General features: G+C 45.3%; 24 protein-coding genes. 21 read left to right on the top strand and 3 right to left on the bottom strand.

What is annotated here, in order from left to right; translation table 11 throughout:
- Window positions 1–41: 41 nt before the first annotated feature.
- The 7 genes from BM210_RS05500 (at window position 42) to BM210_RS05470 (ending at window position 9037) form a co-directional block, all read left to right on the top strand.
- Complete coding sequence (locus tag BM210_RS05500) at window positions 42–617, top strand: hypothetical protein (protein ID WP_091165384.1); 576 nt, start codon at window positions 42–44, stop codon at window positions 615–617.
- Window positions 589–1620: a phosphotransferase gene (locus BM210_RS05495; protein WP_091165382.1), complete on the top strand. Its 1032-nt coding sequence runs from the start codon at window positions 589–591 to the stop codon at window positions 1618–1620. Before BM210_RS05500 ends, BM210_RS05495 begins: the two co-directional genes overlap by 29 nt.
- Before the next feature lie 183 nt (window positions 1621–1803).
- Window positions 1804–3549: a sensor histidine kinase gene (locus tag BM210_RS05490; protein ID WP_091165380.1), complete on the top strand. Its 1746-nt coding sequence runs from the start codon at window positions 1804–1806 to the stop codon at window positions 3547–3549.
- Complete coding sequence (locus BM210_RS05485) at window positions 3542–4999, top strand: response regulator (RefSeq protein ID WP_091165378.1); 1458 nt, start codon at window positions 3542–3544, stop codon at window positions 4997–4999. The genes BM210_RS05490 and BM210_RS05485 overlap by 8 nt, the downstream gene beginning before the upstream one ends.
- A gap of 163 nt (window positions 5000–5162) precedes the next feature.
- Complete coding sequence (locus tag BM210_RS05480) at window positions 5163–6872, top strand: extracellular solute-binding protein (protein ID WP_091165376.1); 1710 nt, start codon at window positions 5163–5165, stop codon at window positions 6870–6872.
- Between the two features lie 348 nt (window positions 6873–7220).
- Window positions 7221–8111, top strand: coding sequence for an ABC transporter permease (locus tag BM210_RS05475; RefSeq protein WP_091165375.1), 891 nt, complete (start codon window positions 7221–7223; stop codon window positions 8109–8111).
- Window positions 8112–8152: 41 nt separating this feature from the next.
- Complete coding sequence (locus BM210_RS05470; RefSeq protein ID WP_091165373.1) at window positions 8153–9037, top strand: carbohydrate ABC transporter permease; 885 nt, start codon at window positions 8153–8155, stop codon at window positions 9035–9037.
- A 126-nt stretch (window positions 9038–9163) separates the two neighbouring features.
- Here the strand turns inward: BM210_RS05470 and BM210_RS05465 are convergent, their stop codons facing one another.
- Window positions 9164–9346: a hypothetical protein gene (locus tag BM210_RS05465; protein ID WP_091165372.1), complete on the bottom strand. Its 183-nt coding sequence runs from the start codon at window positions 9344–9346 to the stop codon at window positions 9164–9166.
- Between the two features lie 201 nt (window positions 9347–9547).
- Here BM210_RS05465 and BM210_RS05460 point away from each other — a divergent pair, with 201 nt between their 5' ends.
- From BM210_RS05460 to BM210_RS05425, 8 genes are all read left to right on the top strand, one after another.
- Window positions 9548–10405, top strand: coding sequence for an alpha/beta hydrolase (locus tag BM210_RS05460; RefSeq protein ID WP_256223249.1), 858 nt, complete (start codon window positions 9548–9550; stop codon window positions 10403–10405).
- Between the two features lie 143 nt (window positions 10406–10548).
- Window positions 10549–11523, top strand: coding sequence for an aldo/keto reductase (locus BM210_RS05455; RefSeq protein ID WP_091165369.1), 975 nt, complete (start codon window positions 10549–10551; stop codon window positions 11521–11523).
- The gene (locus tag BM210_RS05450; RefSeq protein WP_091165367.1) at window positions 11523–12212 is read left to right on the top strand and encodes an HAD family hydrolase; all 690 of its coding nucleotides are present in this window, start codon (window positions 11523–11525) and stop codon (window positions 12210–12212) included. The genes BM210_RS05455 and BM210_RS05450 overlap by 1 nt, the downstream gene beginning before the upstream one ends.
- Before the next feature lie 105 nt (window positions 12213–12317).
- On the top strand, window positions 12318–13307 hold the full coding sequence (locus BM210_RS05445; protein ID WP_091165364.1) for a zinc-dependent alcohol dehydrogenase family protein: 990 nt from the start codon (window positions 12318–12320) through the stop codon (window positions 13305–13307).
- A gap of 177 nt (window positions 13308–13484) precedes the next feature.
- On the top strand, window positions 13485–14345 hold the full coding sequence (locus BM210_RS05440; protein WP_091165361.1) for a class II fructose-bisphosphate aldolase: 861 nt from the start codon (window positions 13485–13487) through the stop codon (window positions 14343–14345).
- Window positions 14346–14376: 31 nt separating this feature from the next.
- On the top strand, window positions 14377–15969 hold the full coding sequence (locus tag BM210_RS05435) for a xylulokinase (RefSeq protein ID WP_091165359.1): 1593 nt from the start codon (window positions 14377–14379) through the stop codon (window positions 15967–15969).
- A 3-nt stretch (window positions 15970–15972) separates the two neighbouring features.
- Window positions 15973–17028, top strand: coding sequence for a galactitol-1-phosphate 5-dehydrogenase (locus BM210_RS05430; protein ID WP_091165356.1), 1056 nt, complete (start codon window positions 15973–15975; stop codon window positions 17026–17028).
- Complete coding sequence (locus BM210_RS05425; RefSeq protein WP_091165355.1) at window positions 17025–17831, top strand: DeoR/GlpR family DNA-binding transcription regulator; 807 nt, start codon at window positions 17025–17027, stop codon at window positions 17829–17831. The genes BM210_RS05430 and BM210_RS05425 overlap by 4 nt, the downstream gene beginning before the upstream one ends.
- A gap of 155 nt (window positions 17832–17986) precedes the next feature.
- Here BM210_RS05425 and BM210_RS05420 read toward each other — a convergent pair whose 3' ends face one another.
- A complete protein-coding gene (locus BM210_RS05420) occupies window positions 17987–18445 on the bottom strand; it encodes a flavodoxin (protein WP_091165352.1) in 459 nt (152 codons plus the stop codon).
- 203 nt (window positions 18446–18648) lie between these two features.
- Between BM210_RS05420 and BM210_RS05415 the strand changes: the two genes are divergently transcribed.
- Complete coding sequence (locus tag BM210_RS05415; protein WP_091166137.1) at window positions 18649–19329, top strand: DUF421 domain-containing protein; 681 nt, start codon at window positions 18649–18651, stop codon at window positions 19327–19329.
- Window positions 19330–19384: 55 nt separating this feature from the next.
- A complete protein-coding gene (locus BM210_RS05410) occupies window positions 19385–20980 on the top strand; it encodes a sensor domain-containing diguanylate cyclase (protein ID WP_091165350.1) in 1596 nt (531 codons plus the stop codon).
- On the opposite strand, the gene BM210_RS05405 is transcribed toward BM210_RS05410, so the two are convergent.
- On the bottom strand, window positions 20972–21859 hold the full coding sequence (locus tag BM210_RS05405; protein ID WP_177237637.1) for an AraC family transcriptional regulator: 888 nt from the start codon (window positions 21857–21859) through the stop codon (window positions 20972–20974). The genes BM210_RS05410 and BM210_RS05405 overlap by 9 nt on opposite strands.
- A gap of 162 nt (window positions 21860–22021) precedes the next feature.
- Between BM210_RS05405 and BM210_RS05400 the strand changes: the two genes are divergently transcribed.
- The 4 genes from BM210_RS05400 (at window position 22022) to BM210_RS05385 (ending at window position 25146) form a co-directional block, all read left to right on the top strand.
- Entirely contained in the window at window positions 22022–23491 is a 1470-nt protein-coding gene (locus BM210_RS05400) for an alpha-glucosidase/alpha-galactosidase (protein WP_091165345.1), read from the top strand.
- A gap of 216 nt (window positions 23492–23707) precedes the next feature.
- Window positions 23708–24217: a hypothetical protein gene (locus BM210_RS05395; protein WP_143100995.1), complete on the top strand. Its 510-nt coding sequence runs from the start codon at window positions 23708–23710 to the stop codon at window positions 24215–24217.
- Window positions 24218–24270: 53 nt separating this feature from the next.
- Window positions 24271–24744 (top strand): hypothetical protein, encoded by a 474-nt coding sequence (locus BM210_RS05390; RefSeq protein WP_091165340.1) that lies wholly within the window; start codon window positions 24271–24273, stop codon window positions 24742–24744.
- Window positions 24745–24777: 33 nt separating this feature from the next.
- Window positions 24778–25146 (top strand): hypothetical protein, encoded by a 369-nt coding sequence (locus BM210_RS05385; RefSeq protein ID WP_091165338.1) that lies wholly within the window; start codon window positions 24778–24780, stop codon window positions 25144–25146.
- Window positions 25147–25559 lie beyond the last annotated feature (413 nt).

Here is a 25559-nt window from a genome sequence, read left to right as displayed (position 1 = left end):
AATATATTGAAATACGATTCATAGTCAAAGGAGTGAAGCGCTTGGATATCCAGGAGTTGCTTAAAGGAGCCTCATTGATCGGGAAAGGAAAGCAGGGAAGGGTTTATAAGCTTGCTTCCGATCGATGTATCAAAATATACAGTGATGAGCTGCATGCTCAAATGGAATACAAGTCGTATTGTCTTGCAGAGAGTTCTTCCGTGATTCCCAAGCTGTATGAAGCAGGACCTAATTACTTGATTATGGAGCTTGTGCAGGGAGCGTCGCTGGACCATTATTTGAAAAGAAAAGGTACGATCACTCGAGCGGATACGGAGCGCATTATATTCATTATTCATGAAATGATGCGGCTTGGGTTTACGAGAATTGATGCCGCGCTATTTCATATTTTTATCGAGGAGGATCAACCATCGGGCAAAGTAATCGATCTCGTCCATGCCTATACAAAAAAATATCGTATACCGCTTGTGATGTTCAAAGGGCTCTCCAACTATCATGTGTTAAATCAATTTCTCACGCATGTCAAAGCCTTAGACCTTGAGTTGTACCAGATGTGGTGTAGTTACTTGATGGCAAGGAGCGAACGGTATGGGAAACTCCAAGTTTTCGATGAATGAGGACTATTTTAACCCCAGTCTCATATGCAAACAATTCCGATTAGGAAGATTCCATAATGTTGGAGGGTCGTTAGGGGGTTCTTTTAATACGAATGTAAAAATAGAGACAAGCGAAGGTGCGTTTGTTGTCCGAATATTGAATGAAAACAATACGATGAAGCACCTAAGATATGTGCGCAAAGTGCTGTCTATGCTGCGTAAGCAGGGGCTGCCCGTATTGGAGCCGATTCTGGCGATGGATGGTGACCCATTTATTAGCTGTAAAGGGAAATTGCTGCAGGTGTCTTCGTTCGTGACTATTGAGCCATTTCAATGCCGGGAAAGTCAGGTATATAACAGCGCTCAAAGCTTAAGGGCTTACCATCAGGCGCTTGAGCATATGCATCCAGGACCCAAGCCCAGCTGGTCCTTTTATCGAAGCTCTTTTTATTATGCGGAGGCGATTGATCGTCTAAGAAGTCTCGATGTCGTTCCCCAAGCCGAGCTTTCCTATATAGAGATCATCTATGAGAACTTGTCGAACAAGTGGGAGCGTGTAGAAGCATCGCTTCCTGAAGCCATTCTTCATGGAGACTGGCACTTTTGGAATTTGGGGTATACCAAGGATGAAGTTAGCTGTGTCATGGACTTTGATTTTATGCAGCAAGGAAAAAGGATTCACGATATCGCTTATGCATTATGGGTAATTTATGTACTACTTCCAGAGTACGCTTCTACCTTTGACAGGGCCTTTATAGAGGGATATGGACAACTTACAGATGAAGAGAAGGGCATACTACCAGTAGCTGTGGCGAGAATCGCTTTGTTTTTCCTATGTCAGTCGGCGTATGCTTCGAACCCTTCAGTGAAATGGGATAAGCATTTTCCTAGGCAGAAGCCTCTGATCCAATGGTTAGCCTCTGAGGGGGCAATTAGGCTTGAGGAAATAACAAGAACAGCAGCATATCAAACATCGCCTTGTCTGATAGAGGAGCCGCCCCCAGCGGAGGCTGATCAACCATAAGCTTCAAAGTTAAATGCGGTCGCCTGGAGGTGGCCGTTTTTGTTTTTTTATTTCACTAGAGATCGTACGCTTAATAATTCGGTTCCAAGTAATATAAGGATCCTCACTATTGCGTAATTTTGCCAAAAGTGCCATTCTATATGTATATAATTCCGATGTGGATAAGAGGATGTGCACAGCAGTATGTTGACAATGAAGCGTTGGCGATCTTTTTTATATGACTATTTAACCTTGAAAAGAAGAATTATGATCATTTTTTCATTCACGGCTCTGATCCCTTTTATTAGTATCGGACTTATATCCTACTATACGATCTACTCGCTGCTCACCAACAAAATTCAAACCGGTATCCAGAGCAATCTGAAGCAGGTTGAGCTTTCATTGGAAAATACGATCATTAACCTGAATCATGTTTCTCAGCAGCTTGCTTTTCAGGGAGCCGTAGGCAAAAAGCTGGATCAACTGCTCTCGGCCAAACAGCCTTATGAAAGAGCCCAAATGACGGATGAAATCAAACAAGAGCTGAGTCTGATTTCGTTCACCAACCCTTCGGTCGGGCTCACTCTGTATTATTTTAAAAATGACGACACTTACAATTTTGAGAATTTGGGGGTTAAAGAAAGCTTTTCCTTACATTCACTGCCACTGCTTGCTGAATATTATGGAATCTCCTATTTTGGACCTCACCTCACCAACAATCGCTTTGATAATCAATACGTATTGTCAGCACTAAGAAAAGTCGACCTGCCAGATCGTGATGATGTCTATGTGTATATTGAAAGCGGGTTTCGGCTGACACAAACGATTTTGAATAACGATCCCTTTGGCGGCAGGCCCTCCCATCTGATTTTGGACAACAAGAGAAGAGTCGCATACAGTGAGGTCGCTGATATGTTCCCGCGTGATTCCTATTTTCCGGTGATTACCGATACTCGCAAATTGGGCGAACAAAATGGCTACTATTGGTTCTCGGAGACAAGCAATCAGGGCTGGAGCGTAATTTCGTTGATCCCGAAGGCTGATTATAATAAAGAAATGAACCGCTGGTTTGTGCAAATATTACTGATTACGCTGTTGTTTGTAGGTGTAAGCTTGCTGCTCGGTTGGATTTTATGGAGAATGGTCTATCGGCCGCTTAATCACTTTAATAAAGAAATCAAGCTGTTGGCGCAAAATCAGAGGCAGCATGCGTCCGCTTCGACCAAAATTCCCGAGTTCGATTATTTACTCAATCAATTCCGCCAAATGAAGCGGCAAATCTGGGAGCTGTTTGCTGAGGTGGAACAGAAGGAGAAGCGGAGGGTTGATCTGGAAGTAGAGAAGTTGTTGTATCAGATCAATCCGCATTTTTTGATGAATACGCTGGATACGGTGCATTGGCTAGCCGTCATGAATGGACAAAATGAAATTGATCGTCTCGTCTCATCCTTGAACAAGCTGCTATTTTATAATCTGGGCAAGCTGGGCGAGGCGGCCACGATGCAGGAGGAAATTGACGCGCTGCAGCAGTATTTGATTTTGCAGCAAATTCGCTACGATTTTAAATTTGATGTACAGATCCATGTGGATGAAGATGTGTTGAAAATGCCGATTCCGCGATTTATTTTGCAGCCGCTTGTTGAGAACGCGCTTTATCATGGATTGAATGACGATGGATATATACAGGTCAATGTTCGATTAAATGAGTGTATTGAAATTTCGATTCACGATAACGGGTCCGGTATGTCGGAGGAGACAATCCGTCATTTATTAAATAATCAAGAGGTGGAAACGCGAAAGGTAGGCATGGGGATCGGCATGAATTATGTAAAGCGTGTGATTGAATCCCAATATGGTAAACAGGCGGAGCTTAGAATCGATAGCATCATTGGAGAAGGAACGACGATTTTTTTAAGCCTGCCTATACAGGAGGGAATTACCCATGATTAGAGTACTTGTAGTGGATGATGATAAATTAGTTCGAAAAGGATTAATCTCGGCGATGCCTTGGCATGAATTTGATATGCAGGTTGTGGGTGAAGCGAATAATGGTGAACGGGCGCTTGAATTTTTGCAATCCAACCCCGTCGATCTGCTGCTTACCGATTTGGCCATGCCGGTGATGTCAGGAATTGAGCTGATGCGCCTTGTCCGCCAACAATTTCCATCCATTCATATTGTCGTCCTGACGCTTCATCAGGATTTTGAGTATGTGCAGGAGGCTCTGCGCCTTGGGGCTATTGATTATATTGCAAAGATACAGCTGGAAAAGGAACGCTTCGAGGAAGTTCTGGAGCGAATATACAAGCGGATTATGCAGGTAGGACTGCTATCAGATGGGAACAAGTCCACCACGAATCAGGATCAGGAAGGCTTCAACTCGGATCGTGCCTACGTATGGCTCGCCTTGAATAAGGGAAATGGCAATGAAGGATTGAAGCCGTGGGGCGAATTGAAGGCATTGGAGACTCAGGAACAGGCATGGATTGAAGTTGAGCTTAATCTATGGCTGTGGAATCCAGCAATGACGGAAGCATCGGTTACTAACCTTCACCTGAATCAGCTACTCGGCAGCCTTGTTGGCAAGCCGAACTGGATGCTGCTCGGCTTGGACGGTTTAATGGGCCGTAAACAGTTGGAGGTGTATCGTTGGTTAAGGGAATACAGGGAAAAGGAGTTTTTTTATGATTATAACCCTGTACCTCCGGCAACCGTCTATTTGACGATGGACAGCATAAGCGTACAACAACCAGTTCAGCCGGAAGAAAATTTGACCTTGCTAAAGGGACAATGGTCTTCCCATGAATGGATCTATAACGATCATTTGTTCAGCAGGCTTGTTCGTGAGCTAAAGCTGCTCAGGCTGCCGCAGGTGAAGCTGATAGGGCTATTATATGGGGTGACAGATGAATGGAACCGCTTATTTGTACCACTCAGCTTGTTGAAGATTGAGCTTGCCCCTTCCTTTGACAGCTGGCATGAGGTTGAAGCATGGTTCACCGAGGTGCGCGCCATGATTCATAAAGCGCTGGCCAAGCCGGCATTTTCGCCAGAGGTCATCGAATGTGTGATGAAGGCCATTCAGATGCTGCATCAAGAGCTGAATCAGCAGGTTACTGCAGCTGATATCTCCAGGAGAGTCAATATGAGCCGCAGCTATTTTAGCCAATGCTTTAAGGAAATTGCTGGGAAAACATTTAATGATTATCTGCGTCAGGTACGTGTAGAGAAGGCCAAGGAATACTTGCTGTACACGAATAAAACGATTGCTTGGATCGCGGAAAACACAGGATACATGGATGAGAAATACTTTAGCCGCTCCTTTCGTGAGCAAATCGGCCTTCTGCCAAGTGAATTCCGTGTATCGAGCCGAGAGGGTAGAGAAATGTCCGATAAATAGGTAGAGGAAAGCCAGATCTATGAAGAGGGCTTACTGGAAGTCGAATAACTTTCGAGCATTTACCTACCTGAACCCGTAACCGCTTTCTATCCGGGGAAGCGGTATTTACATGTTATCTTTATACAGTAAGATCAATCCATACAGGAAAGAAGGGGGCGTTAACATGCGTAAGACCCAAAAATCCATCCAGATCTCAATCGCAGCTATGTTAATTGTGATAACCGCATGCAGCAACACGAATTCGAACAATGAACAACCCAAAGCCGCAGTGAATACACCAAATTCAGGCACAACAGCAAGCGTGGCAGCTGATCCATTCGGCAAATATGAAAAACCGGTCACGATCAACATTGGAAAAAGCATTGATCCCTCTGATAAATCGTTGCCATCGGGAGATACACCCGAGAGCAACCAATATACCAGATATGTCAAAGAGCAGCTGAACATTGAATCGAAAATGATTTGGCAGGCAGCCCAAGGTAAGGATTACGACCAGAAGGTCAATTTATCCATAGCCAGCAACGATTTGCCGGACACGATGATTGTCAACGATACACAGCTTAGACAAATGGTCAAGGCGGGACAACTCGCCGATTTAACGGAAACCTATAATAAATTTGCTTCGCCTGCGATTAAAAGTATTATTGAAACGACCAAGGGCCTGGCTACTAAAAATGTAACATTTAACGGTAAGCTGATGGCGCTGCCAAATGTAACGACGGAATCGGATATGGTCCATTTGATGTGGATTCGAAAGGATTGGCTTGATAAGCTGGGTCTTCAGGTTCCAAAGACGATAGACGAGCTGGAAAAGGTCGCTAAAGCATTCGTCGAGCAGGACCCTGACGGCAATGGCAAGGCCGATACGATAGGAATTACCGGCCCCCAATCGGGAGGCTTAACCAATGCGAACTTCGTGATACCGAACAACAACAACTATGGCTTTGACCCGATCTTCTCGGCGTATCATGCTTACCCGGGATTTTGGCTGAAGGGCTCTGACGGCAAATCAATATATGGCTCTATTACTCCAGAAACTAAGGAAGCGCTATCAAAACTGCGTGACCTGTACGCCAAAGGCTTGATCGATAGGGAAATGAGCGTTCGCAAGGATGCTTCCGAGTTGATCAAGGCTGGTAAATCGGGTATTTGGTTCGGTATGTGGTGGGGCGGCTATGGCCCACTGGGAGATGCAATCAAGAACGATCCGCAAGCCAATTGGCAGGCTTATTCCGTTCCGCTTGACGCCAAGGGCGAATTTACTCCGCATATGGGCACACCATCTAACCAATTTGTTGTCGTTCGTAAAGGCTATGAGCATCCTGAGGCTGCGATGAAAATGGTCAATCTGCTGCTGCGTGATGAGGCGAAATTCGATGTAAAGGTCCAAATTGCCAACTATCCATTAAGATTGGTATTCGCTCCAATGGATGAAATGGATGTAACCTTGAAGATGCTGAAGGAAGTATTGGCAGGCACCAAAAAACCGGAAGAGCTGGACATCCCGGGTTATAAATTGCTCAAGGCTGATGCCGAGAATGTAAAAAAGGTTAAGCTGGAGCCCTATGATAAGGTAGATATTCAGTATTGGAATCCGAATGCCGACTTGGGTGTATGGAAACGGATGTATTCTACATTCGTAGGGGTGGCTGCACTTCAACAGCCATATAAGAAAACCTACAGTGTCACTTATTCGCAAACCAAAACGATGGAAGGCAAGTGGGCAACGCTCGATAAGCTGGAAAAAGAAACGTTCCTTAAAATCATCATGGGCGCCGCACCGCTGGATACGTTCGACCAATTCGTTCAGGATTGGAAAAAACAAGGCGGAGACCAAATTACTACCGAGGTGGATGAGGCTGCCAAGCAGTAAGCTGGAGTTGAGAATCGATTCCGAGGAAGTAAGCTGCTTCACAGCTATTTTGGTGTAAGAGTGTATGATTTTATCAGTGTAACATGGTTTAAAAGCTGTATTATGGGAAAATGGCGCAGAGCCAGGAACCTTCCTTATAGTGTGCGAAATGAGTTTAGGAAGTGCGGTCAATAAGAGGTGGAGGCTGCCGTGTGGATTCGGAGATAGCGAAGCGATGCCTTTGTTTGCAGATTTCAACCTATAAATGTTTTATATAATAAGGAAATCTGTGAACAACAGCAATCGGATAACCACATGGCAGCCAGAACCGCTCTTATTCACCGCACTTCAATTAAGGAGTGGAAAGCAGTGGTTACAAAAGGTTTTGCCAAGCACTACTATATCATGCTCCTGCCGGGCTTTATATGGCTGACCCTATTCAGTATTGTTCCGATGTTTGGCTTCGTCATCGCTTTTCAGGATTATAATCCGGGTTTGGGCATGCTGCATTCGGAATGGGTGGGACTGGACAATTTCACCTATATGTTTTCACTTGGCGATAGCCAAACCATTTTCGTGAACACCATTTTTATTGCGGTCATGAAAATTATCGCTAATCTGATAGTCCCGTTGGTATTTGCTTTAATGCTCAATGAACTAAGAATTTTGATATTGAAAAGATGGATCCAGACGATCGTTTATTTACCACACTTTCTGTCCTGGGTCATTCTTTCTGGAATTCTTCTCGATATTTTTGCTTACAAGGGTCCGATCAATGATATGCTGTCAGCGGTCGGGGTGGAGCGGATTTTATTTTTCGCCAGAGCGGATCTGTTTCCCTTTATTATTGTAGGAAGCGATGTTTGGAAGGAGTTCGGATTTAATACCATTATATTTCTCGCAGCTTTAACGGGAATCAATCCCTCCTTGTATGAAGCGGCGGCGATTGATGGCGCAACTCGTCTACAGCGATTGTTCCATGTTACGGTACCGGGAATTGCGACAACGGTTATCCTGCTCACTGTATTAAGTCTGGGCAATGTCTTGAATGCCGGATTCGATCAAATTTTCAATCTATATAATCCACTCGTATATTCAACGGGCGATATTATCGATACCTGGGTTTACCGGACGGGATTATTGAATTTACAGTATGGACTGGCGACAGCAGCGGGGCTTTTAAAATCCGTTGTCAGCTTTATTCTTATCACTTGCTCGTATTTCATGGCTTCCAAATATGCAAATTATCGTATTTTTTAATAGATGAACAGGTTGAAACTGATTGTGAAAGGAGCATCGTTATGGTTAAGGAAGCAACAGTGGGCTCCAAAGTGTTTGATATTGTGTTGATTGTGCTGCTGGTCGGGGTCTCGCTGCTCTGTATTTTGCCGATCTGGTATACGCTGGCGGTTTCGCTTAGTGAGAATTCAGCAGCAGCGGCTGGGCAGGTTCGATTGTGGCCGGTTGGGTTTAATTTTAACTCGTATCGTGAGATTATGGATGACAGCAAGTTTTTCAACTCGTTTTGGATTTCGATTCAGCGTGTCGTATTGGGTGCGGGTGTCAGCTTTATCGTAACCGTGTTGATGGCTTATCCTCTATCCAAAACGACGAAGGATTTTCGGCTCAGAAATGTGCTGATGTGGATATTGGTGTTTACGATGCTGTTTAACGGGGGGCTGATTCCATGGTATCAAACGGTCAAGTCGCTCGGTTTGATTAATAACATTTGGGGACTTGTGCTTGGGCACAGTGTTCCGGTATTTAATGTCATTCTGGTCGTCAATTATTTCCGTAATTTACCTAAGGAGCTGGAGGAAGCGGCGCTGGTTGATGGTGCGGGTCCATGGTACATGCTCGTCAAGCTGTATATCCCTCTGGCGGTTCCGGTTCTTGCTACGGTTACTTTGTTCAGTATTGTTTACCATTGGAATGAATTTTTCAACGGTTTAGTGCTGATGTCGAGAGCCGACCATTATCCGCTGCAAACGTACATTCAGCAGCTAGTTGTGATTATTGATGCTTCCACCTTGAATACTGAGCAGTTAAAAAGAATGAGTGAGTTATCCAATCAGACACTGAATGCGGCCAAAATTTTTATCGCAATGATCCCTGTACTAATCGTGTATCCACTGCTGCAGCGCTTTTTCATTCACGGTATTACGCTCGGTTCAGTTAAAGAATAAGGATAAAGTACACAAGTTTCCGTCTATAAGCTGTAAGCTTGCCGATCAGGGCGGGCTTATTGTTGTGCCATAGCAACGCTAAACTTTTTAAAAAATAGACACCGATGAGGTGTCTGAGTTGGGTACTTACTTGTTGCTTTTTCCTCTCTCATTATCCGGTTTTCCATCGAACGTGGTTTCAACCTTATCCATGATTTCCTCGACAGCCTCGCTTACCATATCCGTAGGGGCAGCATCCTGCTGATCCTCGGGTGTAATGATAAAGTCAGATATAGGGTGTGTATCCTGATCCATATTTTTTTTACTCATGTTGGTTTCCTTCTCTCGTTTGAATTTATGTCGTACACAATATTACCCATCTTCTACGATTTTATTCACGTGTTCCTTGAAAGCTGTCAGTAACTGAGCTATGGCACAGCTCCCAGTTGTACCCAATAAATCGTGCATACAAGTGACTAAAGCGGTACAATAGATGTGGGAAGACAATTCGAATACTAGGGAGTGAATGAATTGGACAAACCGTCTATGTTTCAGGATGCATTTACCTTGGAGGCAGGTCATCTGGAAACAGGGGAGAAGCTGACTATCCGCGGAGAAGTCAGGGTTGTACCGGACAGACCAACACCCAGTCCCGTGCTGCTGATTTGTCATGGCTTCAAAAGCTTTAAAGATTGGGGATTCTTTCCTTATATCGCCACGCGATTTGCCGAGCAGGGCTATTATGTAATTACTTTTAATTTTTCCTGCAACGGGGTCAATGAAGCTGATTTTGATGAATTGGAACGATTCGCGGTGAATACGTTTTCCAGAGAGCAGCAGGATCTCGAATTCATCCTTCAGGCGCTGCTTGCGGATAAGCTTCCACTCGCGGATTGTGCGGACAAGGAAAGTATTCATTTGTGGGGGCACAGTAAAGGTGGAGGAACGGCAATTATATTTGCCGCCGAGCATCCGCAGGTGAAGTCGGTACTAACATGGAACGGAATTGGTTCCACTGATCTATTCGATGATACCTTCAAAAAGCAGCTTGAGGAGAATGGGATCGCCTACGTGGCCAATGCTCGTACTAAGCAGGAGATGCCAATTAAGGCTGTATTTTATGAGGACCTGATGCAAAATAAGGAGCGGTTTGACATTGTGAAGCAATTAGCAGGTTTAACCATTCCGGTGCAGCAGATCCAGGGTGATCAGGATTCTCCGCGTCTGATGCAGGGCTTTAAACAGATGCGTGTTGGGGATGCCAAGCATTTCGTAGTGACGATTGCTGGGGGAACCCACACATTTGGAGCCGTTCATCCTTTTAAGGAAACGACACCTCAATTGGAGCAGGCTATACAGGCATCCCTGCAGTTTTTACCTCTAGGTTGACAGTGGAAAAACACTTTGTTAGCCTAATCTCGTAGTAAACCAATGTGAATAAATTTATAATCAAGGTTCTGCCGGACAGCCGGAGGTCAACACGCTATGTTGTGTCTCTTATTATCCTATTATAGAAAGCGAAGTGTTCAAGCATGAAGCATAGAAAATTGGGAAGAACGGGTCTGAAAGTTTCCGAGGTGAGTCTGGGTACGATGGCTTTTGGACGTTGGATTGATGAGGCTCAATCCCAGCAGGTTTTGGATGCTGCGTTAGATGCAGGAATTACATTGATCGATACAGCCGATGTTTACGGAAAAGGCATGGATCGTGATAATCCGTTGGAGTCTGGAGAGTCAGAGTATATACTTGGCAGAGTTCTGAAGGGAAGACGAAATCAGATCATTCTGGCGACGAAGGTACATGGCAAAGTAGGAATAGGTCCTAATGATTCAGGACAAAGCCGTTATCATATATTCCGTGCCGTAGATGCGAGCTTGAAGCGTCTGCAAACCGATTATATTGATTTGTATCAGGTGCATCGTTTCGATCCGGAGACGCCACTTGAAGAAACGCTGAGCGCGCTCGATGATTTGGTGAAATCAGGCAAGGTAAGATACATCGGTTGCTCCAACTTTGCTGCATGGCAAATTGCCAAAGCTCATGGGATCAGTGCCCTGAATCATCTCCACCGTTTTGAAAGTGTACAGCCTGAGTACAGCATAATTACAAGAGATATTGAAAATGAGCTGATTCCTTTCGTTGCATCCGAGCAGGTCGGTGTTATTGTATACAGCCCATTGGGTCGAGGACTGCTTACAGGGAAGTACAAGCAGGGGGAAGCTCCACCGGAGGGCTCGCGGGCCGCAGCCGGAGAAAGAAGAATACATACCCTGCTTGGGGTGGAAAGAAATTACCATATTATCGAATCGCTCAAGCCTCTGGCTGATAGCCGCGGCTGGACAATGGCCCAATTCGCATTGGCATGGGTTCTTAGCAACCCACATATTTCCTCCGCTATACTTGGGGTATCGAAGCCAGAACAAATCCAGGATGCTTTGCAGTATATTGGTGACCAGTTAACTGCTGATGAGCTCGCCGAGGTTGACCGAATTTCGAAGTTGAAATAATGCAAGCAGCTGAGTGGGATAACGGTACAATCAGCTGGGTTTTCTTTGATGTAGGCGAAACGCTGGTGGATGAATCGAAACCCATTCGCGAGAGCATCAGGCAGTTCGTTGAGCAGGCCGCCAAGCTTGGTTACCGAATCGAGCCGCATATCGTTGAGCAGGCGTTGATGCATTACCATGGATTGTTCAGTTCATTTCCGATGCGGGATGTGATGGAACAGTTGATTCGATCCGAAGAAGATCGTCTGGAGATCCGCAAGGGGATGGTTTATCGCAAGGACTGGGACGAGCCTTTCGCGGACGCTGTCGGGATTCTGGAGCAGCTGAGCAGGCATTACAAGCTCGGAATTATCGCCAACCAAAGTGCAGGCACAGCTGCGAGACTAGAGCAGTATGGGATGCTGAAATACATATCGGTTGTTTGCTCCTCGGCAGAGGAAGGATTATCCAAGCCGGATGTACGTTTTTATGAGCGGGCTCTTGGAGAAGCGCGATGCAAGGCTGAGCATGCAGTCATGATTGGTGACCGGATCGATAACGATGTCATTCCTGCGAAGCGTGTCGGAATGCGTGCAATATGGGTACGGCAGGGACTTGCCAGACATCAGCCGATTCCGCTGGATCATACCGCACCAGATGTCATGGTGGAACGATTGGATGGGATTATGAATTATTTGGCGAGAATTTAGTCGTGATGATGAACGTGTAAAGATGAATATATAATAGAAATGTGCCCTTTCAACTCACTTCCTTTGATGGAGGCGGGTGAAAGGGCTTTTTTGGAGGGTTATGATTTGGAAACCAAATGTATTAGATATCATGAGTTCGGAAATCCTCAGCATGTTTTAAGGATTGAGAATAAGAAAATGGAAAGCCCTGGGCGCGGAGAGGTTCTTGTGCGTATGATAGCTCGCCCAATCAACCCATCCGACCTGATCCCTATTACGGGGGCGTATTCCCATCGCATCTCACTTCCCGATATTCCTGGATATGAAGGTTTTGGCATTGTGGTGGAAGCAGGTCCTTCGGTTTCTCAAGAGCTTATAGGCAAACGTGTATTACCTTTGCGAGGAGAAGGCACCTGGCAGCATTTTGTTAAAGCGTCCGCTGATTGGGTAGTTCCCTTACCCGATTATATAGAGGATTACATAGCCGCTCAATTATATATAAACCCGGTATCGGCTTGGCTGACTTGTACGGAAATATTAAATTTGAAGTCAGACGATGTTGTAATAGTCAATGCTTGTGGCTCTTCGGTGGGTCGCATTTTTGCTCAATTCTCTAAGATCCTTGGTTTTCGGCTGATTGCCGTTACGAGGAATGACAGCTATACCAAAGAGTTACTTCAACTTGGTGCTTCCTATGTAATCAATACAACAGTAATGCCTTTGCATCCAACAATAATGGAATTGACGAATGGATTGGGTGCCCATGCTGCAATTGATTCGGTAGGAGGGACATCTGGTACAGATTTAGCATTTTGCGTACGTCCTAACGGAATTTTATTGACCATAGGTCTTTTATCTGGAAAGCCTGTAAATTGGGCGGAAATTACACATAAGGCACAAGTAAACGTTAAAATGTTTCATTTGCGGTATTGGAATCAACAGGTATCTGTACAAGCCTGGCATGATACTTTTAACCAGTTAATATCACTCCTATATGATAAAAGATTGAGTCTGATGCTGCCAAAGTCTCATTACGACTTAACGGAGATCCATGAAGCAGTTAGAGCGGCTGTGACCTATGAAGCCAATCAGGGGAAAGTTTTTCTGACTAGCTAGGGGAGTGGCTTTTCTTGATTGTTCTGATGATGTGGTTAGAAACACGATGATCGTTAGTAAACAGAGATTGACGCTTTCGGAAAAAATAAGTATTATAACTTATAAACGAAACAAAACGTAACTATAAATAACTAATCGAAATTACAATTTATTTTTAATCGGAAGAGGGTCAGTTCAATGAGTAGAAGTTTAGTTTCATCCACACCGCTATTAGTAGAAGCAAGAGCTCAAGGATATGGAATTGTCGCTTTCAACGTGCATACGCTGGAAATGCTGCAGGCTGTTGTAGAAGCAGCCGAGACATGCAGCGCACCGGTTATTATTCAAACCACAGTAGGTACGGTGAAGCATTTGGGGATGGACTATATTGTGGCGGCAGCTGAAGTTGCAGCACGCCAAGCATCGGTACCCATCGCGCTTCATCTTGATCATTGTCAGGATTTTGCGCTGATTCAACAATGCATAGAAGCTGGATACACCTCCGTCATGATCGATGCCTCCAAACAGCAGTTCGAACACAATGTAGAGAGGACCAAGGAAGTCGTGGCCTATGCAAGCCGGTGGGGTGTGAACGTGGAAGCGGAATTGGGCAAAATAGGCGGCGTTGAGGACGATATTGTTGTGGATGATGCTGATGCGATGCTGGCGGTTCCCGAGGAGTGTGAGCGATTTCTCGCGCTGACCGGTGTTCCTACGTTGGCTCCGGCCATCGGTACGGCGCATGGTATTTACAAGGGAGAACCTCATATTGATTTTCAGCGTATCGAACAAATCGCGAGTCGTGTGGCGGTACCTCTTGTTCTGCATGGCGGCTCAGGAATTCCCGCTGATCAAGTAAAGCGTTGCGTGTCCTTGGGGATGGCCAAGATGAATGTAGCGACCGAATTGAAAAATGCGTTTTCTTTGGCCATTCAGCACTTTTTTGCCGAGCATCCAGAAGAGCTGGACCCACGTCAATATATGGTGCCTGCCAAGGAAGCGGTCAAACGTATGGCTATAGACAAAATCAACCTTTGCGGCAGTGCAGGCCGCGCTTAATGCTATAGAAAAAAGGAAGGGATACCGCCATATGCATAACGAGTATCTGCTTGGCATCGATATTGGAACCTCCGGCTGTAAAATAGCCGCTTTTACCCCAGACGGCGAGGTTGCTTATCAATGTACTGAAAAATATGAAACGCTATATCCGGCGAAGGATTGTGTGGAGCAGAATCCGCTGGATTGGTGGGAGGCGGTATGCCGCGGTACGCAGCGGATGTTTGCGCACACAGCTATCCAGCCGCATGAAATTAAAGGTATCGGTGTCGATGGACAAAGCTGGTCAATGATTCCTGTCGATGTACATGGACATGTACTTCGCAACAGTATGATCTGGATGGATCGGCGTGCAGTCGAGCAGTGCGAGCAGATGAAACGCGTTGTAGGCGAGGAGCGAATTTTTGCGGTATCCGGCAACCCACTATCACCTTCTTATACGACCGGCAAAATCCTCTGGATGAAGGAGCATGAGCCCGAGCTGTACGCCAGGACGCATAAAGTGCTGCAATGCAACAGCTTTATCGTGTTCAAGCTTACCGGCATCGTTTCCCACGACCTATCACAAGGCTATGGTATTCATGCATTTGATATGCGAACAGGAGCCTGGGACTTAGAGCTGTGTGATGAGCTTGGCATTGATCCGGGCTTGCTGCCCGAGCTGTACGGATGCAGTGATATCGTCGGGATGGTTAGTAATGAGGCTTCTGCGAGCAGCGGGCTGCTAATAGGAACTCCAGTTGTTGCAGGAGGCTTGGATGCTGCCTGCGGCACATTGGGCGTAGGCGCAATTCATGATGGTGAAACTCAGGAGCAGGGTGGTCAAGCTGGCGGGATGAGCATCGTGATGAGTCAGCCTATCATGAATAATAAGCTGATTCTAGGCTACCATGTGGTTTCGGGTAAATGGCTGCTGCAAGGTGGCACGGTAGGTGGCGGGAGCCTTAACTGGTTTCAACGCGAGCTGTTTGGAAAGGGAGTCACAGCGGCATCCAAGGCGTCTAATCCGAGCGATAATCGAGAAGACTCAAGAGAGGCTGATCAGGAGAGCGACTCCTTAATCCAACCTGTGTTCGATCCATTCAGAGAGATCAATGAGGAAGCGGCACAGATTGATGAAGGCAGTGATGGCATTATTTTCTTGCCTTATATGGCAGGTGAGCGGTCTCCGATCTGGGATATCGATGCCAAGGGTGTTTTTCTTGGGCTTTCTTATGCAACGACGCGTGGTCATATGGCTCGTGCCATTATGGAGGGCTGTGCGTATTCCTTGCAGCATAATTTGCTGACGGCCATTGGCGGCGGCGTGCCTGTAGATGAGCTTTACAGTATGGGCGGTGCGGCCAATAGTCAGCTATGGTCGCAAATTAAAGCAGATATTACCGGCAAAACACTTCGAATCGCATCATCCGACACGGCAACCACCCAAGGGGCAGCTATGCTGGCGGGGGTCGGTACAGGCATTTATAAGGATTTTGACGAGGCTGTTCGAAGAACGGTTCGTTTCCAAAGAGCGTATGACCCGAATCCTGCACATACGGCTCTATATGAACAGGGCTATGAGCAGTACTTATCGGCGTATATTAGCCTGAAGGAATGGTTTACACAAATGAAAGTGAGGTCATAACGCATGAAAGCAGCTGTATTATATGGGCAAGGCGATATTCGTATCGAAGACATAGCTATACCGGAGCCACAGGAGCACGAAATTTTGGTTAAAGTTATGGCTACAGGGATATGTGGCTCTGATATACCACGAGTCCTAGGAAGCAAAGCACATCATTATCCGATTGTTCTTGGGCATGAGTTTGCTGGAATCGTAGCCAAGGTCGGCACAAGTGTGACACGAATCGATGTAGGGGATCGGATTGCCGGTGCTCCACTGGTACCTTGTCATCAATGCGAGGACTGCTTAAAAGGGGATTTTGCCCAATGCCGATTTTATTCCTTTGTCGGTTCACGGGTGAATGGCAGCTGGGCTGAATACGTCATTATCCCTGAGATAAATGCGGTCAAGATTGATGAGACGGTCAGCTATGCGGAAGCAGCCTTTTTCGAGCCCTCGGCTGTTGCCCTTCATGCGCTGCGCCATATCAATTTTCAAGGCGGCGAGGATGTGGCTATTCTGGGCGGCGGTACGATTGGATTGTTGACCCTGCAGTGGGCCAAAGTGCTAGGTGCGCGAACAGTAACGGTATTTGATCTTAATCGTGATCGACTCGAGCTTGCCCACAAGCTGGGTGCGGATTATGTGATCGATACATGCAGCGACGACTTTAAGGAACAGGCGGCATCTATTGTGAGCGCCAAAGGCTTTGGCATCGTGATGGAGACGGCAGGCTCGGATGTGACGATGAGGCTCTGTTTTGAGCTGGCAGCTAATAAAGCGAAGGTCTGCTTCGTGGGTACACCGACCAAGGAGCTTATTTTTGACTACAAGCTGTTTGAGCTGATGAACCGTAAGGAATTTACTTTAACAGGTTCCTGGATGTCCTACAGCGCGCCTTTTCCCGGAGACGAGTGGGAGCTTACAGCACATTTTTTGAGCAAGCAAAGATTCAATTTCCTGGATATGATCGACAAAATACTGCCATTGGAGCAGATTAACGAAGCCTTTGAGCTGTACAAGCAGCCGGGTGCCGTAAAAGGTAAAATATTGCTGACCCTAGGGAGTGAGCCTGTGTGAGTGAGGACCCGCGTAATACCCCGACTGGGGAATCACGTAAATTATTAAGCTTGGAACGGCACCAACGGATTATGGATTATTTGAAAGCATACAGAAGCGCAGATGTCTCACAGTTGAGCGCGCTTCTTAAAGTCTCGGAGGTCACAGTGAGAAAGGATCTGGAGCGGCTGGAACGCGCCGGATTGTTATCGAGAAGCCATGGCGGCGCGATTCTTCAAGAGCGGCTGCTGTACGAGCCCTCTTTTGCGGAGAAGGAAGACCAATGGATCGATGAAAAAAAAGCTATAGCGCAAGCCGCAGCCTCCCTCATTACAGATGGAATGACTGTTGCAATCATGACAGGAACAACATTAAGTCATACGGCACGGCTGCTCATGGAACGCCAGCAGTTACAAATAGTCACGAATGCGGTTAATATTGCTACAGAGCTGATGCAAGCGCCAGGAGTGAGTGTATTTTTGACAGGTGGCAATATTCGGCCAAGTACGTTGGCTTTGGTTGGCGAGATGGCCGAGAGGTCGCTGGAGGGGATTTTTGTCGAGATTGCCTTTATCGGAGTGAACGGCTTCAGCTTTGAACAGGGACTAACAACCCCAAGCATAGAGGAAGCCCGGGTCGTCAAGAAGGTAATGGAGAATGCACAAAAAATAGTAGTTGCAGTGGATCATACGAAGTTTAATCAAGTGGCATTTTTTCGGATCTGTACAGTGGAGCAGATTCATACTGTCATTACCGACCGAAAAACACCAGCCGCCGAGATCGAAAAGTTACGGGCCAAGGGAATAACGGTTATCGTCACATAGCCCATACTTGCACGTGAAGGCTAAGCTTGCGCACAGCTGGCCCATGAACCCGCCGTCGCCTTTCCTTGATACAGCAATTCAAGCAGTAGGGAGACGGGCTCTTAAGGCTGTGTATCATATCTTAAGATTGCTGCGATAACTACAATGGTTCCAGACTAAGACTGTTTGATACCAACAAAGCGTTTAGCGAATGCGGCACCGAACTCCGTGCATTGCTTAAGCTCAGATTGTGAGGGGGACATTTCGATTTTCAAACCTTCCTCAACAACTTCAGCACCTATTTCCTTTAGTTTGTCAACAAGCTGATCGACAGCTCCGCCAAAAACAGGATAAGAAGAATCGCAGGAACCAAACACAATCGCTTGTTGCCCGTCGAGCTGTACGTCCGACATTTCATCAAAAAAGTCGAGAAACTCATCAGGCAAATCTCCATCTCCCCAAGTGTAGGCACCCAGCGCGATACCATCATATTTCAACAGGTCATCGCCTGATGCATACATCACTTCCTTAATGTCCAGCTCTACCTGTTCAGATCGAATCCCTTCCGCAATCGCGTCAGCCATATCCCTTGTATTTCCGGTGAGGCTTGTGAAAACCATCAAAATTTTACTCATTCCTTCAAACCAGCTCCCTTTATGTATAATTGAGTGGATGTTAACCGAATATCAACAATGATAATCGTTATCACATAATCAATAATGATAATCATTATCAATTAAAATGTCAATAGTAGCTCCATGGTCATATATAAGTTTCGTGACCTATGCTGATAGTGTAAGATGTGTATAGTATAGATGCAAAGAGGGGTTGCTTGCTGATGGATAACTTTTATTACATAACGGTTAAGCTGGTCACGGCGATGGTTGGTTTATGGCTGATTACTAAATTACTCGGCAAGAAAGAAATTTCACAGCTGACTGCGTTTGATTTTGTATCCTCTTTAATGTTAAGTGAGATTGTCGGTAACACGCTTTATGACAAGGAAGTTACACTGAGCGAGCTGCTCTATGCGCTGCTGCTGTGGGCGGCGATGTCGCTGTTTCTGGAAAAGCTGGTGCAGTTTATACCGGGATTGTCTAAATATTTGAACGGTCGCGCCGATATTATTATTAACCAGGGTAAAATCGATTTTCGGGCGATGAAGCGCAACAATCTCGATTTTGACCAATTACATACACTGCTTCGGGAACAAAATATATTTACAGTACGCGAGGTCGCTTTTGCTGTATTTGAAACGAACGGGAATATATCGGTTTTGAAAAAATCAGAGGTAGACAGCATCATTAAGAAAAATCCTGAGCCTATAGAGGAATCCTTGTCGCTGCCTATGGTGCTCGTTGAGAATGGACGTATTCAAAATGAGCGGTTAACAAGATTAGGTCGTACGAAGCAATGGCTGCTTGAAGAATTAGAAAATAAGGGGATTCATCGATTACAGGATGCTTTGTACGTAGAGTGGTCCGAGCATCAAGGAATGTATGTTCAAAGGAAGGAGTGACAGCTGATGTAAGAGATTGCATTCAAAATGGAAATGAGACCATGGGGGAACTAACGTGAGATCAAGTAAAAAAGGTTTTAAAATATCATTTGTCATATCCAGTATAGTTTTGTTTTCTGTTCTCAGTACGCTGCTGATTAATTCAATCGTAGGTTACCAGGCCGAGAAGTCCTCTTTATACAACACTACGCTGGAACTAAATCGAATTCATTCTGATGAGATGAGCAAAACGACTCAAACGATTATTTTATCAATGAAACAAACTGTAAGAGCCACCGCACAATATTTTACTAAAGAAAACAGCTCGGATGAAGCAGCACAAAAGCAGCTGGACTTTTTGATGAGTACCGATAATATGTTTAATTCTGTGGCTTTGGTTGATAAAACCGGGTTGGTTCGTGCTGTATCACCTGGAAATCTGGATATTGTTGGGCAAAAGCTGACCTCGCAGGCATCCAGACAAGCACTGGAGCTGCAAAAACCTTTAATGTCCGAGCCTTACAAGGCTATAACGAACAGACTTATCATATTGGTTAGTCACCCTGTTTTTGATTTGAACGGAAACTACAACGGCTTTATCTCAGGTACGATTTACCTGCAGGAGCCTAATTCACTCAAAAAAATATTGGGAGAGCAACCGGAAGCCAATAACGGCTCCTATTATTATGTTGTCGATGCAACAGGGAATATCATCTATCATCCGGATCCTGAACGAATTGGAGATAATGTGATAACAAATCCTGTCATACAAAAGATAGTAGCTGGAGGTAGTGGACAAGGTGAGGTAACCAATACCAAGGGAGTTCACTTTCTAGCTGGTTATTCCATAGTGCCAGAAACAGGCTGGGGTATTGTGGCGCAGACCCCAAAGGATTATGTAGATCAAAGCACAGAACGACTCATTACATGGATGGCTTTATATTCGTTACCGTTTCTGATTATCGTATTTGCCTTGGTGCTATGGCTATCACATAAGTTATCACAGCCATTGAGCAGGCTTGCGCATATTGCCTCCCGTCTGAACAACGTTGATGGCATGAACAAGGAAATTCCTAACATCGATCACTGGAATTATGAAGCTAATGAATTGTATAAAGCTATTGCCAAAGCTTTTCACATTATGAACAAAAGAACCGAGGAGCTTTCGTTTGAAGCACAAACCGACCCTCTGACAGGGCTGACCAATAGACGCACAATGGATGCCATTCTTGGGTTATGGCAAGAGCAATCGAAAAGCTTTAGTATTATCATGCTGGATCTGGATCATTTCAAATTGGTCAACGATACATACGGTCATCAGGTGGGGGATCAGGTACTCCAGTTCACCGCAGGCATTATGCAGTCCGAGAAGCGGGAGCAAGATTATTGCTGTAGATATGGCGGAGAGGAATTCACCATGCTGCTCCCCGATGCCACGGCAGAACAGGCATTTTTGCTTGCTGAGCGGATTCGAACCCGTATCGAAAGTACGAACTGTCCTACAGGTAAAATCATTACGTTATCACTTGGAGTTGCGTCTTATCCGAACCCTGCTTTGGATATACATCGGCTATTTAAAAATGCAGACGATGCGCTGTATCAAGCCAAGCATAACGGACGCAACCAAACGGTTGTGTATATGAATGAATCGGAGCCAAAAGTATTATCTTAAAAACAAATTGTCAGTAGCCAAGCCGTGCTCATTGCGGTATTTCCCTGGTGACATGCCTACCCAGTGACGGAACACCTTGGAGAAATAGTTTCCCCCTGCAAACCCGACGGAACATGCAACCTCGTCCAGGGTTTGTTCGGTCGTCCGCAGCAGCTCGGCTGCCTTCTCGATGCGCAGCTTATTCAAATATTCGAGTGGAGTCAATCCGATAAAACGTGTGAATTGTCTCAAGAAATGGTACTTGGAGAGTCCTGCGCTTTCGGCCATCTCATCCAGATTGACGGGCTGCTCGTAGTGCAGCTCAATGAAATGCACGGTTTTTTGTATCGATTCAGGGATCTCGGATATTGATTTCTCAAATGTTGTGCTGCGGTGAAGCTCTGTAATAAATTGATAAGCGTAGAGCGCATTTAAGTAGCCATCCGTAATTTGCCGCTGCCTAGCTTTCTCGTATATCATTTTTAAAGCACGGATAGGAGGGCTATCTATGGTAAAGTCTGATACATGTCCTAGCTTGGAAATCAACTCATCAACGGTGGGACGCAGCCGCTCACCCCGCATCATGATAAACATATACTCCCAGTGATCGCTATCAGAGGGGAAATAGTATCGATGTTGGCTTGGAATCCAAACCAGAAATGCTTTATCAGGAGTGAGTGGATAGGTTTGTCCGTCTATATGCATCATGCCATAACCAGACAACGTATATTGGAATAAAAAAGCACCCTCTTCTCCACGGTTAAGTCCATCCCAATTGTAGTCCGTACTGACGGTACGTTCCCACCCGACTCCATGCAGCTGGGCGATCTCGTAGGTTGGCGTTTCCCGAAAACGAAAGCCATAGCTGTGCCGAAACGGTTCATTTGATTTATTTGACAAGTCCGAATCTCCCTGTATATGTGGATATAAAATCATCGTTGGATACAGCAATATATTACCTATCAAAAGCAGTTTATTACCATTGTCATTGTTTCTATAATACTTTATTTTAGATAAAGGAAGCAATTTATTAGATTGATGATGAATCGGGAGGATGCTAACATGTTGAAGGTAGCGATGATTGGTGCTGGTAGCGTCGGCTTTACACGCAGATTAATGATGGATATTTTATCTGTAGAGAAGTTCAGGGACACCGAGTTCCGGCTAATGGATATTAACGCAGACAACCTGCGCATGGTCTCAGACTTGTGCCGCAATTTAATTGGAAAGAACAGTCTAGCTGCGACCATAGTAGAAACGACGAATCAAAGGGAAGCCATAGCAGGTGCAGATTACGTTATTTGCATGGCTCGTGTCGGCGGTTTGGAAGCGTTTCATCATGACGTAGAAATTCCGCTCAAATATGGCGTTGATCAATGTGTCGGTGATACGCTTGGACCTGGCGGTGTGTTCTTCGCACTTCGTACCATTCCGGTGCTGCTTGGAATCGCCAAAGATATGCGTGAAACGGCGCCCAATGCGCTGCTGCTAAACTACTCGAACCCAATGGCGATGAACACATGGGCGCTGCGGCGTGCTGGCGGCATCAATGTTGTCGGCTTGTGTCATGGTGTGCAGGGCGGTCATAAGCAAATCGCCCGGGCGCTTGGATTGCCGCGTGAAGAGGTTGATTTTATATGTGCAGGGATCAATCATCAAACTTGGTACATTCAGGTTACACATGAGGGAAGAGATATGACGCCTTATTTGTTGGAAGCATTTGAAAAGCATCCGGAGCTGTCCGAGCGTGAGCCTTGCCGAATTGATGTGCTGAAGCGCTTCGGTTATTATTCAACAGAATCGAATGGACATCTCAGCGAATATTTACCATGGTACCGGAAGAACAAGGACGAAATAGACAAGTGGATTTATAAAGGCGAATGGATTGGCGGCAGAACTGCAGGTTATTTAAACCATTGTATCTCCAAGCGTGATGAATATCTTGAGATGTATCCCAAATGGATGAGCGGTGAGGCAGAATATATCAAGCTTGGGGAACGCTCCGATGAGCATGGCTCCTACATTATTGAAGCTTTGGAAACAGGCAAAACCTATCGTGGCCACTTTAACATAGAGAACAGAGGTTTTATTACCAATCTGCCTAATGGTTCTACAATTGAAATTCCTTGCTACGTAGACCGTAATGGCATTAACGTTGCCTGGGTAGGCGACCTGCCCTTGCAGTGTGCGGCAACGTGCCGTACGAGCATCAGCGTTCAGGAGATGGCAGTCGAAGCTGCACTTACGGGGAACCGTGAGCTGGTGAAGCTGGCGATCCTGCATGATCCTTTAACAGCTACGCAATGTACGACCCAGCAAGTATGGGATATGTGCGATGAGATGTTTGATGCTTTGGCTCCTTGGCTGCCGCAATTCAACGGTGATGGCGCAACCTGGCCGGATATTCCGCAGCCGGAGTCGTTCTATAAGATCAGCAAGTCTGCTGCCGGCTGGCTGCCGCCTGCTTTGCGCGGTGACCAGGTAATCGTCAATACGGAAGAGCGTTTATCCGTTGGATATAAGGATTCTTAAGCACCAGACAATCAATAACAGGTTATCGAAATTAGCGCTATCTTCATAAATAATCAAGAATGACAGGGCCTCCAGAAAGGGCCCTGTTTGTGTTATTAGGATGTAGAATCGCGATCTCAGATCGGCATTAAGCATAGACAAATACATTATATTATGGATAATAGGTTATGGGACCCAATTGGGCTGGAATAGGGGGTTGTTAGGAAAGCTATGAGTATGAAACGAACCTTGGGTGGGAGCGCTTTAATCATCTTTGGAATCATAGAAATTTTCGTTTATAGGAATACATATGAATTCCATATGGTCGACTCTCCTATATTTACGATATTTTGTTTTTTTGTAGTGGTGGTGGCTCCTTTGTATTTTGGGATTGTGATACTCTGCAATTTCAAACCTTTTCAATATATCAAATCTAAGAGAGACTCTTATCTATTAAATAGGAAGGCTAAGAAAACACCATCAGCTATTCGCAGGGACTTGGAAAAACAACTGCTGAAGCTAGCTTATACCCATGGGGGGGTTCTTACGGTTATTGATGTTAGTTTACATACAGATATGGTTTTAGAGGAAGCTCAGGAGGCATTGGAGTATATGGTTAAACACAGCCATGCTAATATAAAAATTGCCCAGAACGGAACGGTACTGTATCAGTTTAGAGGCATTTTGACCGATCAGGAAAAGAAAGCTGACAAGTCGCTTGATGAATTGTTGGACGAAAAGTCTTAAGCCATACAGTTTGACACCTGTACCATACAAGTAATGTGAGAGGAGGCTAATCAATGTCAGTTCAACTATTAACGGCTGCAACAGCGGATGGTAAAAGTACAGATACGTTGTTAAAATTCATCTTGATCAGCGGATTTATACTGAATGCGCTGCTGCTCGCAGCTTTGATTTATTTGATCATCAACACAGCCAAGCTGAAGAAGAGCACTGGTTTCATCCAAGAGCCTGCTATAAGATCAAGCACGAAAAAGCTAGCCGAACCCAATGTAGGACAAGTGATCGAAAAACAGATTCTGGCTCTGGCTTCTGAGCGCGGCGGTACTTTGAGCGTAGTTGAAACCGCTTATTTTACAAAGCTCTCTTTAGAATTATCGCATAGAGCATTGGAGTCCTTTGTAACAAGAGGATTTGCTGAAATCAAAGAGAAAAAGGGTGCAACCCTATACCATTTCCAAGGTATTCTTACTGAATACGAGAAGGTAACGGCCAAATCACTCGATGATTTATTGGATGACAGGTATAGTTAGATTCGTAATTGTACATGAGAAAGGAGCCTATACATGTCTGTAGTCTATTATTCCAGCACCACATCTTCCGCTGGGGCCGAAATCTTTGCGTCAATCTTCGCTTCTATATTTATGTTATTAATATTTTGCGCGCCTCTTTGTATTGTAGTTGCCTATTTTTATGGGAAGTTTCGTGAAGCTAAAGCGAAACGAAAATCTCTTGGAGTTACTTTGCAAACGCAGATACTGGAGCTGGCCCACGCCAAGGGAGGTACGCTGACGATTCCAGAGGTTTCCATGAACACAGATCTCTCGCTTGAGGAATCGGAGCAGCTGCTCGATTCATTGGTCAAATGTAACTTTGTGAATCTCAGGGTTTCGAATAGCGGTGCTGTTCTTTATGATTTCCCGAGAATAGTATGAGTAATTGTTTACAGGTGTCATGAATTTTTAAACTTAACTTGTAGTCACTATGTCTTTTGGAATTTCGATGATTCTTACAAATTTAAATGAAGAAAACGATGCAAGTGACGAAAAATTGCCCGAAAATTAGGACTTTCGTGCAGATGATCATTGATGCAGCTTATGAAAAAGGTGGACTGCTTAGCTCAACGGAAATTTGCTTATATGCTTCAATTTCTTTAGACCACGGATCTATTCTTTAACAGTTTCCATTTTTAAAAGCTAACACAGAGCGGCAGGCTGAAGGGTAATGAAGTACGCAGAAGTGCTCGAAAGAAGAAGCGACTAGACTCCCTTTGAAGGGACTAAGATGATTCTAATTTAATAGTATTACGCCCTATTATGGATGAACGATCCTCCTCACAAATAATCCA

The sequence above is a fragment of the Paenibacillus sp. 1_12 genome, assembly GCF_900114475.1.
In the GTDB taxonomy this organism is placed as follows: Bacteria; Bacillota; Bacilli; order Paenibacillales; family NBRC-103111; genus Paenibacillus_S.
The sequence above is the reverse complement of the archived record's forward strand: the minus strand, read 5'-3'. Positions and strand labels throughout refer to the sequence as shown.

What these genes read in the sequence shown, in the direction of transcription:
- BM210_RS05495 (WP_091165382.1), top strand. Translation starts at nt 589, where the DNA reads ATGGGAAACTCCAAGTTTTCGATGAATGAGGACTATTTTAACCCCAGT.
- BM210_RS05490 (WP_091165380.1), top strand. Translation starts at nt 1,804, where the DNA reads ATGTTGACAATGAAGCGTTGGCGATCTTTTTTATATGACTATTTAACC.
- BM210_RS05485 (WP_091165378.1), top strand. Translation starts at nt 3,542, where the DNA reads ATGATTAGAGTACTTGTAGTGGATGATGATAAATTAGTTCGAAAAGGA.
- BM210_RS05480 (WP_091165376.1), top strand. Translation starts at nt 5,163, where the DNA reads ATGCGTAAGACCCAAAAATCCATCCAGATCTCAATCGCAGCTATGTTA.
- BM210_RS05470 (WP_091165373.1), top strand. Translation starts at nt 8,153, where the DNA reads ATGGTTAAGGAAGCAACAGTGGGCTCCAAAGTGTTTGATATTGTGTTG.
- BM210_RS05465 (WP_091165372.1), bottom strand. Translation starts at nt 9,346, where the DNA reads ATGAGTAAAAAAAATATGGATCAGGATACACACCCTATATCTGACTTT.
- BM210_RS05455 (WP_091165369.1), top strand. Translation starts at nt 10,549, where the DNA reads ATGAAGCATAGAAAATTGGGAAGAACGGGTCTGAAAGTTTCCGAGGTG.
- BM210_RS05450 (WP_091165367.1), top strand. Translation starts at nt 11,523, where the DNA reads ATGCAAGCAGCTGAGTGGGATAACGGTACAATCAGCTGGGTTTTCTTT.
- BM210_RS05440 (WP_091165361.1), top strand. Translation starts at nt 13,485, where the DNA reads ATGAGTAGAAGTTTAGTTTCATCCACACCGCTATTAGTAGAAGCAAGA.
- BM210_RS05435 (WP_091165359.1), top strand. Translation starts at nt 14,377, where the DNA reads ATGCATAACGAGTATCTGCTTGGCATCGATATTGGAACCTCCGGCTGT.
- BM210_RS05430 (WP_091165356.1), top strand. Translation starts at nt 15,973, where the DNA reads ATGAAAGCAGCTGTATTATATGGGCAAGGCGATATTCGTATCGAAGAC.
- BM210_RS05420 (WP_091165352.1), bottom strand. Translation starts at nt 18,445, where the DNA reads ATGAGTAAAATTTTGATGGTTTTCACAAGCCTCACCGGAAATACAAGG.
- BM210_RS05415 (WP_091166137.1), top strand. Translation starts at nt 18,649, where the DNA reads ATGGATAACTTTTATTACATAACGGTTAAGCTGGTCACGGCGATGGTT.
- BM210_RS05400 (WP_091165345.1), top strand. Translation starts at nt 22,022, where the DNA reads ATGTTGAAGGTAGCGATGATTGGTGCTGGTAGCGTCGGCTTTACACGC.
- BM210_RS05395 (WP_143100995.1), top strand. Translation starts at nt 23,708, where the DNA reads ATGAAACGAACCTTGGGTGGGAGCGCTTTAATCATCTTTGGAATCATA.
- BM210_RS05390 (WP_091165340.1), top strand. Translation starts at nt 24,271, where the DNA reads ATGTCAGTTCAACTATTAACGGCTGCAACAGCGGATGGTAAAAGTACA.
- BM210_RS05385 (WP_091165338.1), top strand. Translation starts at nt 24,778, where the DNA reads ATGTCTGTAGTCTATTATTCCAGCACCACATCTTCCGCTGGGGCCGAA.